This window comes from Paenarthrobacter sp. NPDC089714 (assembly GCF_044748905.1).
Taxonomy (GTDB): Bacteria; Actinomycetota; Actinomycetes; order Actinomycetales; family Micrococcaceae; genus Arthrobacter.
The window spans coordinates 300,156-313,986 of the sequence record NZ_JBIVGX010000002.1 but is presented as its reverse complement, the minus strand read 5'-3'; the positions used below and the strand labels follow the sequence as shown (position 1 = coordinate 313,986).

The window sequence follows — 13,831 nt, the reverse complement described above, 5'->3', positions numbered from 1 at the left end:
GTAACCCTTCGATTAACAGTCGAATGCTCTGCCAATTGAGCTACGGAGGATTGAAGCGGTAATTAGCTTAACAGGGCTCAGCCGAAAAGCGAAATCGACTCGGAATACCCCCTGGGGGTATAAAAATACCCCCGTTCCGGAGATCCGAAACGGGGGTATGTGTGCGCTCCTCCGACTGGACTTGAACCAGTAACCCTTCGATTAACAGTCGAATGCTCTGCCAATTGAGCTACGGAGGATTGAAGCGGTAATTAGCTTAACAGGGCTCAGCCGAAAAGCGAAATCGAGCCTCAGGCCTCAGCCCGCAGTGCCCGGCGCTCCATTTCCAGCTGCATCAGCTCGCGGTTCAACCGCTGGAATTCCTCCGGATGGGCTGCGGCATCCAGGCGTTGCAGCTGGCCCATCTTGTCTGCTTTGATGCGGGTGATCTGCAGCTCGAACAGCCGGGCGAGGATGTCCCGGCAATACCGCTGCATTGCCTCGGGTGTGCTCGCCGGCAACGGAGTCACCGCCAACTCGGACACCAAGGGCCGCAACGGCTCGGGAACCTCTTGGCGGACCTTCTCCACCCAGGCCACGGGATCGGCCGCCTGGGCTACTCCCGTCGCCCTGATGGCCGCATGGAGCGCCGCGTACGCCGGAGTGGCAAAGTAGGACGCCTCGAAACGCTCCCAGTTTCCCTCGCCCAGGACTCCCGGCTCCTGCAGCACCACTTCCAAGGCCTGCCGCTCCATCCCCGCAACGGGGTCGCGGGGGTCGGGACGGTTGAACGCCGGACCGTTCGACGGCGGTGCTGCCGCCGTCTGTTGCTCCGCCGGACCCGCCGTGGCTGTGCCGGAGGCTGCCCGTTTGGCCGCCGCCCCGACATACCGGCTGACTTCCTCGATGGGCATTCCGAGCCATCCTGCGAGTTCGCGCGTATAGGCCGGACGGATTCCTGAGTCCCTGATCTGCGCCACCACCGGCGCAGCTTCCCGGAGAGCAGCGACGCGGCCCTCCACGGTGTCCAGGTTGTGCTTGCGCAGCGAGGCCCGGATGGCGAACTCAAAGAGCGGCTTGCGGCTGGCGATGAGTTCGCGCACGGCCGGGTCGCCTTTGAGTTGGCGAAGATCGCACGGATCTGCGCCGGTGGGCTCCACGGCGACGTAGGTCTGGGCCACGAACCGCTGGTCTTCCTCGAAGGCCCGCAAGGCGGCTTTCTGACCGGCGGCGTCGCCGTCGAAGGTGAAGACTACCTCTCCCCCGGTGCCGTCGTCGGAGAGCAGGCGGCGGGCAATCTTGATGTGTTCGGTACCGAAGGCAGTACCGCAAGTGGCCACCGCCGTCGTGACTCCTGCCAGGTGGCAGGCCATGACGTCGGTGTACCCCTCCACCACCACGAGCTGGCGGTCCTTGGCGATGTTCCGCTTGGCGAGGTCGATTCCGTAAAGGACCTGGGACTTCTTATAAAGCGTGGTCTCGGGGGTGTTGAGGTACTTGGGACCCTGGTCGTCCTCGAAGAGCTTGCGGGCACCGAAGCCGATGGTGTCCCCTGCGATGTCCCGGATAGGCCAGATGAGCCTGCCGCGGAAACGGTCGTAGATTCCACGGTTGCCTTCAGAAAACATGCCTGTCAGTTTCAACTCCGCGTCCGTGAAGCCACGGCCCCGCAAGTGTTTCAGCAGCGAGTCCCAGCCTTGCGGCGCGTAGCCAACGCCGAAATGTTCTGCGGCGGCACGGTCGAAGCCGCGGCCGTCCAGGAAGTTACGGCCTTCTGCGGCTCCCGGGGTCAGGAGCTGGGCACGGAAAAACTCGTCGGCGATCTTGTGCGCATCCAGCAGGCGCTGACGCTTGCCGACTTCCTCGCGGCTGGGTCCGGTACCGCCGTCCTCATAGCGGAGTTCGTAGCCGATACGGGCAGCGAGTTTTTCCACGGCTTCGTGGAAGGAGCTGTGGTCCATCTTCTGGATGAAGGAGATCGCGTCCCCGTCTTCGCCGCAGCCGAAGCAGTGGTACCTGCCTACTTGGGGACGGACGGTAAAGGAGGGCGAGCGTTCGTCGTGGAAGGGGCACAGGCCCTTGAAGCTGCCCAGTCCGGCGCTGCGGAGGGTGACGTAGCCGTCCACGACTTCCTTGATGTCCGTGCGCTGGCGTACTTCATCGATGTCTTCACGTTTGATCAGGCCAGCCACTAGACCATCCTAGTCCGGCAGGATGGGCGGAAAACTACCACAGCGACGGCAGGCTCCCCACCAAACGCTCGTACATCGCCAGGGCAGAACCGTCGGTCAGCGAGGCCACCTGGTCGATCACCACGCGCAGGCGGGCGCCATCGTCGACGGCGGCACGCCAGTCCGCAGCGAACATCGGCTCCAGATGCCGGTCGCCGGTGGCATTGAGCACTCCCACCAAGGCGTGCAGGACTTCACGCTGGCGCTCATAGACCGGCTGGCGGTGGTCCGTGGAAATGACGAAGGTGGTGGCCAGGCCTTTGAGGACGGCGATTTCCGTGACCGTTTCCTCGGGCACCATGAGCTCGGCACCATAGCGGGTCAGGTTGGAGGGGCCGAAGTGTGCGCGGGTGGTTTCCATGGCGCTCTGGCAGAAGCGGCCAATCAGCTGGCTGGTCATGTCCTTGAGCGCCGCCATGGACTTCCGGCTGCCGTCGGCCTCGCGGACCCACACCTTGGTGGCTTCAAGCCTGGCCAGGGCAGCGTCGATCTCGGCTGGCTCGTTGTGCGGCAGGTACCACTGCTTGGTGTAGCCCACCACGCGTGCCCTGTGGTCCGGGTTCTCCATCCACTTGAGCTGGAAGTGCCCGGCGACGATCGCGTCTTCCACGTCGTGGACGGAGTAGGAGATATCGTCCGCAAGGTCCATGACCTGCGCTTCGATGCAGGACCGGTTGCCCGGGGCGCCTTCGCGGAGCCATTCGAACACCGGGAGATCGTCCTCATAGGCGCCGAACTTGCTGGTGCGGTGCCCATGGATCACCGGGGCGTCCAGGGCCGACCACGGGTACTTGGAAGCAGCGTCCAGGCTGGCCCGCGTGAGGTTGAGTCCGGCGGGCCGCCCGTCCTCGGTGAGGACCTTGGGTTCGAGCCTGGTCAGCAGGCGCAGGGTTTGGGCATTGCCTTCGAAGCCGCCAATGGCATGGGCTACCTCGTTCAGCGCCGATTCGCCGTTGTGGCCGAACGGCGGGTGTCCGAGGTCGTGGCTGAGGCAGGCGGTATCCACCACGTCCGGGTCACAACCCAGGGACCGGCCAAGCTCGCGGCCAACCTGCGCTACCTCGAGGCTGTGGGTCAGCCGGGTCCTGACGAAGTCGTCGGTGTCCGGTGCCACCACCTGGGTCTTGGCACCAAGGCGGCGCAGGGCCGAGGAGTGCAGCACGCGGGCACGGTCGCGCTCAAAGTCCGAGCGGTACGTGTTCTTGCGCGGTTCTTCGACCCAACGGGCGGAGTCCGCTTCGGAGTAACCGGGGATCGCCTGCGCATATTCGTGCGCAGTTCCGGCACGGCCGATCGTTGCTTCGGTTCCCATGGGTTTCTGCCTCCTTCGTGCGCCGTCCTCTGGTGCCTCTTGAGCCAGTCTTGCACGCTGGGAGCTAGCCGCCCGAAACGTCCAGCTCGGCTGCCGCGATGTCGGCGCTTTGTTCCGCGTTGAGCTGGCGGCTGTCCAGCCAGTCCTTCGGCAAAGCGGGCCGCTTGGGAGATCCTGCGCGGCCTCGTGGGCCTTCGGAATCCACCCCCGGATACGGCAGTTCCAGGTCCAGCTCGGCCAACAGCTCCCGGAGCACCTCAAGCGTGGGGACGGTGGCCAACTTGGCCCGGAGTTCTCCGCCAACCACGTAACCCTTGAAGTACCACGCCATGTGTTTGCGGATTTCGCGGAGGGCCTTGTACTCGTCGTTCCCGAAAGTCTCCACCATGAGTTCGGCATGGCGGTACACCCCGTCGGCCACTTCGCGCAGGCCCGGACGGTGCCGCTCATCGCTGCCCTCGAAGGCGGCCTGCAGGTCGCCGAACAGCCAGGGGCGTCCTTGGCAGCCGCGGCCCACCACAACACCGTCGACGCCGGTCTCCCGGACCATGCGGACAGCATCCTCGGCAGACCAGATGTCCCCGTTGCCCAGGACCGGAATGTCCGGCAGGGCTTCGCGCAAGCGCGCAATGGAGGACCAGTCCGCTTGGCCGGAGTAGAACTGCGCCGCGGTGCGTCCGTGGAGCGCGACGGCGGCCACACCGGAATCGCGGGCGATCCGGCCGGCGTCGAGGTACGTCAGGTGGTCTTCATCGATGCCCTTGCGCATCTTGATGGTCAGCGGAATGCCGCCTTTGGACGCTTCCTTGACGGCGGTCTGGACAATCGAGGTGAAGAGGTCGATTTTCCACGGGAGTGCCGAGCCACCACCACGACGGGTGACCTTGGGGACGGGGCAGCCGAAGTTGAGGTCGATGTGGTCCGCGCGGTCTTCTTCCACGAGCATGCGGACGGCCGCACCCACCGTCACCGGGTCCACGCCGTAGAGCTGCACTGAGCGGACTTTCTCGTCGTCGTCGTGCGAGATGATCCGCAGGGACTCCGGGGTCCGTTCCACCAGGGCACGCGAGGTGACCATTTCCGCCACGTAGAGTCCGCCACCGTATTCGCGGCAGAGCCGGCGGAAAGCGGAGTTGGTGATGCCCGCCATGGGGGCCAGGATCACGGGAGTGTCCACGGTGATGTCGCCGAGCTGCAAAGGCGGGAGCTCAAGCCTGGGAGTGGGAGGTGTTGCTACTACAGTCACCCATCCATTGTTGCAAATCGGGGCAAATCGGCCGCCTGCCTCGACGAAACGCTAGAGCAACCACCCGTTCCCCGCGGCAATCCGCACTGCTTCCGCCCGGGTCCGGCCGCCTGTCTTGGCCATGGCGGAGGACAAGTAGTTCCTGACTGTTCCCTCGGACAGCACCGCTGCCTTGGCAATATCGGCTACCGTGCCGCCGTCGGACGCTGCCCTGAGCACCTCAGTCTCGCGTTCGGTCAACGGGCTGTCCCCCGACGTCAACGACTCGGCGGCGAGCGCCGGATCCACCACCCGGAGGCCCTGGTGGACGCGGCGCACGGCCTCGGCGAGTTGCCTGGCTGGGGTGTCCTTCACCACGAAGCCGGAAGCCCCGGCGCGCATGGCCAGCTTGAGGTACCCCGGCCGGCCGAAGGTGGTGACCATGAGGACCCGGCAGTTGGGGGCGGCTTGACGGACCTCGGCTGCCGCGCTGATGCCGTCGAGGCCCGGCATTTCGACATCGAGCATGGCCACGTCCGCTGCGTGTTCCACCACTGCTGCTGCCACGCCCGTGCCATCGCCCAGCTCGGCCACCACCTCAATGTCGTGCTCCAGCCCCAGCAGGGCTGCAAGGGCTCCGCGGACCAAAGCCTGGTCATCGGCAATCACCAAACGGATGGTCATACCTGTACCGCCAATCTGAATCCTCCGAGTTCGCTGGAACCGATGCTGAGCGTACCCCCGGCGGCTTCCACTCTTTCCCGAATTCCGGCCAAGCCGCTCCCCATGCCATCCCCCAGACCCGGCCCCACGCCGTCGTCCTCCACCAGGACAGTTGACGACGACAAGCGCACCCGGCAGCGTCCGGCGCCCGAATGGCGCACCACGTTGGTGACGCCCTCGCGCAGGACCCAGCCAAACAACTCGCGACGCCCCGCGGGAACTTCCTCCGACGTGGCCGGGAGCTCGGCGTCGATTCCCGCCGATTCCAGTGCCGTCCTGGCGACGGCCAGTTCCGCGAGGACGTTGACCCCGCGGTAGCCGGCAACCGTTGCCCGGACGTCGGCCAGGGCGCCGCGGGCGAGGTCCTGGACCTCGGCAATTTCCTTCGCTGCGCGGTCGGCGCCGGAGGGAGCCTCGAGCATCCGGCCCGCGAGCTCGGCCTTCACGGCGATGACAGTCAGGGAGTGCCCCAGGATGTCGTGCATGTCCCTGGCCACCCGGCTCCGTTCAGCGGCCACCGCAGCGTCGGCCAGGCCTGTTTGTGCGGCACGGAGTTCCACGGTCTGCCGGATCAGCCTGGCGAACGAGGTCATCATGAGGCCCAAGGACAGGATCAATGCCGGTTGGAAGAACGCCTGCTCCGGGTTCCCGTCCGACAATTCGACGGTGAGCGATACTGCGGCCAGGAACACGATCAGGGCAAAATCCACGCGCGGCGGCAGGACAGTCATGGCGATGGCGCAGGCCAGGAAAGGCCAGGTCCACAAGGCCTCCCGCCCCAGGAAGAGGATCACCAGGGCATCCAGTGCCAGCAGGATGCCGGCGGTGGCCAAGCCAGTGCGCGCGGATCTCCGCCAACCGAACATCGGCAGGAAGGCATAGGCGAGGAAGAAAGCGACCAATGAAGCCGAGGCCGCAAGTTTCCACACCAACGGCTCATCCACGGACCACACGAGATTCCACGTGGGCCACGCCCACAGCAGCACCGAGAGCCCGGCACCAAGGAACCAACGGCGCGGACCGGGCCCGCGGAACATCTCGCCGAAGGCCTGGGTTTTCATGACTCCCAGCCTAGCCAAGACCGTGGCGCTCAGACCCGGTTCGTGTCACGCCGGAAGGCCATGGCTGCCCCGCCCACAAAGATCGCCAGCCAGACCAGGACGTTCACGATCCACATCAGATCGAAGTCGCCCGTGATGGGGCTCCTTGCCAGTTGGCCGATTCCGTAGGCCGGAGTGAACTTGGCGATCTGGCCAAAGGTGTCCCCCATGACCTCGATGGGCATGAAGAGCCCGCCCAACATGGCCAGGATCGCCAGGGCCGGGCCGAGGATCTGCATGACGTTCTGGCTCGGCATGAGGTAACCAACAAACAAGCCCAACGCCGCGAAGACCAAGGAGCCGAGCCATGCCACGATGCCCGCGGTGAGCCACGTCTGTACGTCCATGGTCACGCCGGCGATCGCCCCAATAACGAACTGGGCGATCACAGCCACCAGCGAAAGGGTCAAGGCCGCGGCAGCCTTGACGGCGATGTAGGCGCCGGGCAGCAGCGGGGTCAGGCGAAGCTGCCTGCTCCAGCCCTGTGCACGTTCCACCGCAACCTGGCTCCCCGCACCCGTGGCGGCGGTCATGGCCGCATACACGGTGAGGCTGATGAGGATGTACTGGCCGTAGCTGTGGCCATTGGGCAACAGCTGGTTCTTGTTGGACAGGCCAAAGATGAAGAAGAAGATCGCCGGCATCAGCACTGTGAAAATCACGGTCCGGCGGTTCCTGAGCATCCGCTTGATTTCTATCCAGAGGAACGTGCCGTTGACTCCCCCGGCCGAGGGCTTACGGTCCTGGATGGCTGTCGCCTGGCTCATGCCCGGTCTCCTTCGAAAGTGCGGACTGTCTCGCTGGACGGCTCATCGCCGGTCAGGGCCACGAAGGCCTCTTCGAGGTTGTTGGCCACCACTTCGAGGTCGTGGGCCCGGGTGTTGTTGAGCAGGTAGCGGACCACGGAGTCGGAGTCGGACGTGCGGACGGTGACGCGGCCGCCGTCGAACTCCACGGCATCACTGGGCGGCAAGGCGGCCAGCAGCGACTGGTCCTCCACCGGCAGGGACGCCTTGACCGTGCGGCCGGACGCGAGGTTCTTGATCTGGGCGGCCGTTCCGTCGGCCACCACGGTTCCCTGCCGGACCAGGACAATCCGGTCCGCGTAGGCGTCTGCTTCTTCGAGGTAGTGGGTGGCGAAAATGACCGTTCGCCCCTTCGTGGCGTCGGCCCGGATGGCGGACCAGAAGTCGCGGCGGCCGGCCACATCCATACCGGTGGTGGGTTCGTCGAGGATGAGGAGGCCGGGATCGGAGACCAAGGCCATCGCGAAGCGCAGCCGTTGTTGCTGGCCACCCGAGCACTTCTCCACGCGGCGATCGGCTATGTCCAGGATGCCGGCCCGGGAGAGGACCTCGTCCACCGGCCGCGACGACTCGAACATTGCGGCCGTCAGTTGCACCGTTTCGCGGACGCTGATGTCCCGGAGGAGTCCACCGGTCTGCATGACGGCGGCCACCTGTCCCCTGGCAATGGCGCCCCGCGGCGTGTGGCCGAAGATGGAGACGTCGCCCTGGTCCGGGGTGCTGAGCCCGAGGATCATGTCTATGGTGGTGGTCTTTCCGGCCCCGTTCGGACCCAGGAAGGCAACAACCTCTCCCTGCTGCACGGTCAGGTCCAGGCCGCGGACGGCGTGGACCTTTCCGAAGCTCTTATGAAGTCCGGCGGCTTGGACGGCCGGTACGCCTGCGGTTGTCATCGCTCTCCCTGGCAGTGGTTTTGTGTCACTACCCAGTCAAGCCGCGAACAAGCTCCTGCACTTCTACCGGGTGTCACCAGTCAGCGATGACAAATGTCATGGGCTATTCGTCGGTGCCACGTTCGGCTTCGCGCCTGGCCCGCCGGCTCCCTGGCCGGGCCTGCCCCGCCGTCCCGGTGCGGTGGCCGGCGTCGTTCGCGTGGTCCCGTTCGGAACCCACGACGGCGGCAGCGGCCGCGAGCGCGCCGGCATCGGCAACATCGTCCAGGCCTACGGCGGAGGATCCCTCCCCACGCTTCAGGCCCGTGGCCTTGACCACCAGCACTGCGATGAACGTTGTGACGGGAATGGCGAGGACCAGGCCGATGGAACCAACCAGAGTCCGGATGACTTCCTCGGACAATTCGGCGCTGGTCAAGGCTTCGGCCAGGGGACGGTCGTAGAGCATCACGATGATGAGGATGGGCAGCGCGGCGCCCGCGTAGGCGAAGGCGATGGTGTAGACCGTGGAGGCGATGTGGTCCCGGCCGATCCGCATGGCCGACGTGAAAAGCTTGCGGGCGCTGGTGTTGGGCGCCAGTTCGTACAGTTCCCACACTGCCGAAGACTGCGTGATGGTGACGTCGTTCAGGACGCCCAGCCCGGAGATGATGAGGCCGCACAGGATGATGCCGGAAATGGAGATCTTGTCCGACATATTGATCAGGGTGGCGGCGTCGTGGTTGCCGACGCCGGCGAGGTTGGCTGCGTCAGTGGCCCAGGCGGCCAGCAGCGCCGTGATGCCCAGCCCGAAAATTGTTCCGAGCAATGCCGTGGACGTCCGGGCCGAGAAGCCGTGCGCGAAGTAGAGCACCCCGATCATGATCACCGTGGAACCCACCAACGCCAGGAGCAGCGGGGGCTTGCCTTCCACCAGGCCGGGCAGGATGAAGCTGACCAGGACCGCGTAGGCTCCCACCAAACCAAGGAGGGCCCGGAAGCCACGCCACCGCGCCACGGCGATGACCACTACCGCGTAGAGCACGGCCAGCAGCGCGATGGGAACGTTCCGCACGAAGTCGACAAACACGTACGACGGCGAGCCGCTGCCTGCCGCTGCCCCCTGGACACCGGAGAGGTTGAGGTAGCGGATGTTGTCACCCACGTCCACGCCATGGGACTTGGCGACGTCCGGGTTGATGACTACCTTGACGGGTTCGCCGCCCTTGTCCGGCTCGGTGAACGCGAAAGTACACTCGGAACCGGCCGGAGTGCTTCCGGATTGGCTGGAATCCGCCTGGCCGGTTTGGGTGCAGCTTTCCTGCACCACCCGCTGGATCTTGCCGGTATCGAACGTGACGCCCGGGGCGGCCTGGTAGGGGCTCGCGAACGAAATCCCTTCGCGGCTGCCGGAAGGCCACATGAGCATCATGGCAACGATAGTCAGGACACCCAGCGGAACCAGCACGCCGGCCAGGAGCCAGTTGGCCCGCTTGCGTGATGCGATGGCTTCAGGAGTCGGCTCGGAACTGTCGGCGTGGGAGTGGCCGTGGCCCATCAGCAGCTAAACCTCATGCCTCAACCCTACGCGGCCAAGCCACGGTCACTCGACGCCCTTGGCACTATCCCGGCCTCAGGCAGGTTTGATGTTCTGGTTCACGTGGAAGAGGTTGCCGGGATCGTACTTTCCCTTGATCTGCACCAACCTGTCCCAGTTGGGCCCATAGTTGTCGCTGACCCGCTGCTGGTCCTCGGAGTCCATGAAGTTGATGTACCCGCCACGCTCGGAATGGGGTGCCAAAGCCTCGGCGTAGTTGCGCGCCCAGGCGATGTTGGCATCATTGTCCGCCGGGTCGACCCACTGGGTGGCGATCACCGGAGAGAACTTCATGTCCCTGTTGGCGAAGGCTGTGTCCTGGACTCCCACCCTGGAGACGGCCCCGTCGATCGGGTAGACATGGACGGAGGTGTTGACGCTGGTCACCGTGGAGCCGAAGGTGGCGTGCGCCCCGATGGCACCGTCATTGAGTTCGCGGAGGAAGTTGGCCTTCCAGTAGCCCTGCATGCCTTTCTGGTTCAGTCCGTCGAAGGCCACGTTCAGCGCCGGGTAGGGCATGGGTCCCACCATGGATCCCGCCACGGGGGCGGCGTCCAGGAACGGCTGCCACCGCGATGGCCCCTCGGCGGCGTCCCCGGTCCACATGCCCACCACCACGCAGACGGGTTTTCCATGCCATTCCTCCGGGAGGAAAGGCACAGGCGGGCCCTGGTGGAAGCCCAGGAAGGCACCGAATTCCTCGGGGGCCGTGGCGATGTAGTCGCGATAGAAATGCGCCACGGTGTCCGTGTGCTCGGCTCCGTAAATGACGATCCCGGCATGGACCATGTCCACTGGATGGAGCGTGAATTCAAAGGAGGTCACCACGCCGAAGTTTCCCCCGCCACCTCGCAGGGCCCAGAACAAATCCTCGTTGCGGTCCTCGCTGGCCACCACGAACGAGCCATCGGCGGTCACCACATCCGCAGACACCAGGTTGTCGCAGGACAAGCCGAACTTCCTGGCCAGATAGCCGATGCCACCGCCCAGGGTCAGGCCGGCCACCCCTGTGGAGCCCACGATGCCGCCCGTGGTCGCAAGGCCGAACGCGTGGGTGGCGTGGTTGAAGTCCGCCCACGTGGTTCCCGCCTCCGCCCTCGCCGTTCCGGCCTCCGGATCCACGCGGACGCCCGTGCGGTTCACGAAGTCCAGCACCAGGGCGTCATCCCAGGTCCCGAACCCGGGGGCGCTGTGCCCGCCGCCACGGATGGCGAGCGGCATGCCGTTGTCCCGTGCGAAGTTCACGCCGGCAATGACATCTGCCACTTGCGCGACGCGGACAATACCCGCCGGACGCTTGTCCACCATCGCGTTGAAAACGGACCGCGCGGAATCGTACTCGGGATCTTCCGGAGTGATGAGTTGGCCGCGCAACTGTTCCCGCAGCCCGTCAAGGGCTATTCCATTCATGGTTTACCACCAATAAGAAATGTGAGACCGGGATGTTCCCACGCCGTTTCCCTCCAGCTACGGCGGCGTGGGGGTTTACGTCGTCATGCCTACTCCTGCGCGGTGACGGCGTCAAGCATCTTTTGCTTGCCCGCTGCCGGCCGTTAAACAGCGGATCCCGCCGGCGCCACGAAATCGTGGTGCCGGCGGGATCCGCAAGCGGGGCGGTAACCGCTCAATCGCTCACAATAAGGGTGTCCGCGCCGCGTACGTGCACCTTGCCTGACCCCAGCAGGGGCTTCAGGACACCACGCAGGGCGGCCATGGACTCATCGACTTCCAGGAGTATCGGGTGCTGATAGGCGATGAGGGCCAGCAGGTCCCGCACGGCGGTTTCCGCGTCATCCGGCGCCAACTGGGGATCGTGCCCCAGGAAGACGTCGGAGGGCTCCCCGGTGTTGCCCTGGGCGTAGCTGATGGCGAACGCCTGGATCTTGCCCTTCCTGGATGCCGGCACGCCCTCACCGAAAGCACTGGCCTTGGGTGCGCGCAGGACAATCGCACCGTGGGCCCCCGTGAGGTCATGCAGGAAGAGACGCTGCACCGTGGCGATGCTGAGCTCCCCCGGGCTGTCCCAGTGGTGCACGGCAGAGTAGTAGCGGCCCACGACGTCGCTCAGTTCCACAGACCCGGTGGCCAGGTCCTCCACACGCTCGGCAGCGGCCTCCTCGGAGCCGTCTCCGAACCTTGGCAGCTTCAGTGGCGCGGGGTCCACCACCACCAGCTGGGAACGCTGGATGGGTCCCAGCCCTGCCGCCTCAGCGAAGGCGGCCCCGGGCGTGCCCGGCTCCACCTTGCTGCGCAGCGCGGAAACGCCCGACGGCGCGTTCCCGGCTTCCGCGCGGAGCATGGCCAGGAGGGTGGCACCGATTCCACTGCGGCGATGATCCTTGGCCACCTCGATGTAGGCCCACAGACGCTCAGGATGGAGGGAGGCCTCGTGGACCACACCGGCCGCCACGGGGATGCGGACACCGTCCACCACGTCCTCGGCCACGATGCACCGGCGCCACGGCTGGTTGCCCGAAGGCGCCAAGGCAGCGCGGAACTGCTCCGCAGGGAGGGTCTCCGGGTCGCCCCAGATCTCCAGGAGGGCGAGGTCGTCGCCTTCCTTCCATTCGCGGTATTCCAATGCCACGCCTAGGCGCCGATCAGACGGGCCGCCAGGTACGCTTCCACCTTGTCCAGGGAGACGCGTTCCTGGCTCATGGTGTCGCGCTCACGGATGGTGACGGCCTGGTCCTCGAGGGTGTCGAAGTCCACGGTGATGCAGAAGGGCGTACCGATCTCGTCCTGGCGGCGGTAGCGGCGGCCGATTGCGCCGGCGTCGTCGAAGTCGATGTTCCAGTTCTTGCGCAGCTGGGCGCCAAGGGCCTTGGCCTTCGGGGACAGGTCCTCGTTGCGGCTCAGCGGAAGTACGGCAGCCTTGACCGGGGCCAGGCGCGGATCCAGCTTCAGGACCGTACGGACATCCACACCGCCCTTGGCGTTGGGGGCCTCATCCTCGGTGTAGGAGTCGATGAGGAACGCCATGAAGGAACGCGTCAGGCCGGCTGCGGGTTCGATCACGAACGGGGTGTAGCGCTCGTTGGTGGCCTGGTTGAAGTAGCTCAGGTCCGTGCCGGAGGCCTTGGCGTGGGTGGAGAGGTCGAAGTCGGTGCGGTTGGCAATGCCCTCAAGCTCGCCCCACTCGGAGCCCTGGAAGCCGAAGCGGTATTCGATGTCCGTGGTGCCCTTGGAGTAGTGGCTCAGCTTCTCCAGCGGGTGCTCGAAGAAGCGGAGGTTCTCTTCGCGGATGCCCAGGCCCGTGTACCAGGCCATCCGTTCCTTCATCCAGTACTGGTGCCACTCTTCGTCCGTTCCGGGCTCGACGAAGAATTCCATCTCCATCTGCTCGAACTCACGGGTACGGAAAATGAAGTTTCCGGGCGTGATCTCGTTGCGGAAGGACTTGCCGATCTGGCCGATGCCGAACGGCGGCTTCTTCCGGGACGTGGTGAGCACGTTGTTGAAGTTCACGAAGATGCCCTGCGCGGTCTCGGGGCGCAGGTAGTGCAGGCCTTCTTCGCTGGCGACGGGGCCGAGGAAGGTCTTCAGCAGGCCGGAGAACTCCTGCGGCTCGGTCCACTGGCCGCGGGTTCCGCAGTTGGCGCAGGCGATGTCCGCCAGGCCGTTCTCGGCAGGGCGACCCTTCTTTTCCTCGTACTCTTCCTCAAGGTGGTCCGCGCGGTAGCGCTTGTGGCAGGAAAGGCACTCCACCAGGGGATCGGAGAAAACCTCCACGTGGCCGGAAGCCTCCCATACCTGGCGGGGCAGGATCACGGAGGAGTCCAGGCCAACCACGTCTTCGCGGCCGCGGACCATGCTCTGCCACCACTGGCGCTTGATGTTTTCCTTCAGTTCCGCGCCGAGGGGGCCATAGTCCCACGCGGAGCGGGAGCCACCATAGATTTCACCGGCCTGGAACACGAATCCCCTCCGCTTGGAGAGGGAAATGACCTGGTCGAGGACGGATTTTGCTGCCATGGGTACTCCAT

The 13,831-nt window shown here is 65.5% G+C and carries 11 protein-coding genes and 1 tRNA gene; all 12 read right to left on the bottom strand.

The window, feature by feature from the left end:
- Positions 1–166 precede the first annotated feature (166 nt).
- The 12 genes from ACIPY3_RS05840 to ACIPY3_RS05785 all read right to left on the bottom strand — a co-directional run bounded on the left by ACIPY3_RS05840 (position 167) and on the right by ACIPY3_RS05785 (position 13,820).
- Positions 167–239, bottom strand: a tRNA-Asn gene (locus ACIPY3_RS05840).
- A 51-nt stretch (positions 240–290) separates the two neighbouring features.
- Positions 291–2,171, bottom strand: coding sequence for a DNA primase (gene dnaG, locus ACIPY3_RS05835; RefSeq protein WP_400331269.1), 1,881 nt, complete (start codon positions 2,169–2,171; stop codon positions 291–293).
- Between the two features lie 34 nt (positions 2,172–2,205).
- Positions 2,206–3,522 carry a deoxyguanosinetriphosphate triphosphohydrolase gene (locus ACIPY3_RS05830; RefSeq protein ID WP_397323893.1) on the bottom strand — a complete coding sequence of 439 codons (1,317 nt, stop codon included), beginning with the start codon at positions 3,520–3,522 and terminating at the stop codon, positions 2,206–2,208.
- Positions 3,523–3,586: 64 nt separating this feature from the next.
- Complete coding sequence (gene dusB / locus ACIPY3_RS05825; RefSeq protein ID WP_400331266.1) at positions 3,587–4,768, bottom strand: tRNA dihydrouridine synthase DusB; 1,182 nt, start codon at positions 4,766–4,768, stop codon at positions 3,587–3,589.
- A gap of 51 nt (positions 4,769–4,819) precedes the next feature.
- Positions 4,820–5,431, bottom strand: a complete 612-nt coding sequence (locus tag ACIPY3_RS05820) for a DNA-binding response regulator (RefSeq protein ID WP_400331263.1) — start codon at positions 5,429–5,431, stop codon at positions 4,820–4,822.
- Positions 5,428–6,531 (bottom strand): sensor histidine kinase, encoded by a 1,104-nt coding sequence (locus tag ACIPY3_RS05815; protein WP_400331261.1) that lies wholly within the window; start codon positions 6,529–6,531, stop codon positions 5,428–5,430. The genes ACIPY3_RS05820 and ACIPY3_RS05815 overlap by 4 nt, the downstream gene beginning before the upstream one ends.
- A 29-nt stretch (positions 6,532–6,560) precedes the next feature.
- A complete protein-coding gene (locus ACIPY3_RS05810) occupies positions 6,561–7,337 on the bottom strand; it encodes an ABC transporter permease (protein ID WP_400331257.1) in 777 nt (258 codons plus the stop codon).
- Positions 7,334–8,269, bottom strand: coding sequence for an ABC transporter ATP-binding protein (locus ACIPY3_RS05805; protein ID WP_400331254.1), 936 nt, complete (start codon positions 8,267–8,269; stop codon positions 7,334–7,336). The genes ACIPY3_RS05810 and ACIPY3_RS05805 overlap by 4 nt, the downstream gene beginning before the upstream one ends.
- Positions 8,270–8,372: 103 nt before the next feature.
- Entirely contained in the window at positions 8,373–9,806 is a 1,434-nt protein-coding gene (locus ACIPY3_RS05800) for a YibE/F family protein (protein WP_400331251.1), read from the bottom strand.
- Positions 9,807–9,881: 75 nt separating this feature from the next.
- The gene (locus tag ACIPY3_RS05795; RefSeq protein ID WP_400331248.1) at positions 9,882–11,255 is read right to left on the bottom strand and encodes an FAD-binding oxidoreductase; all 1,374 of its coding nucleotides are present in this window, start codon (positions 11,253–11,255) and stop codon (positions 9,882–9,884) included.
- A 214-nt stretch (positions 11,256–11,469) separates the two neighbouring features.
- A complete protein-coding gene (locus ACIPY3_RS05790; protein WP_400331246.1) occupies positions 11,470–12,432 on the bottom strand; it encodes a GNAT family N-acetyltransferase in 963 nt (320 codons plus the stop codon).
- 2 nt (positions 12,433–12,434) lie between these two features.
- A complete protein-coding gene (locus ACIPY3_RS05785) occupies positions 12,435–13,820 on the bottom strand; it encodes a glycine--tRNA ligase (RefSeq protein WP_400331243.1) in 1,386 nt (461 codons plus the stop codon).
- Positions 13,821–13,831: the final 11 nt, after the last annotated feature.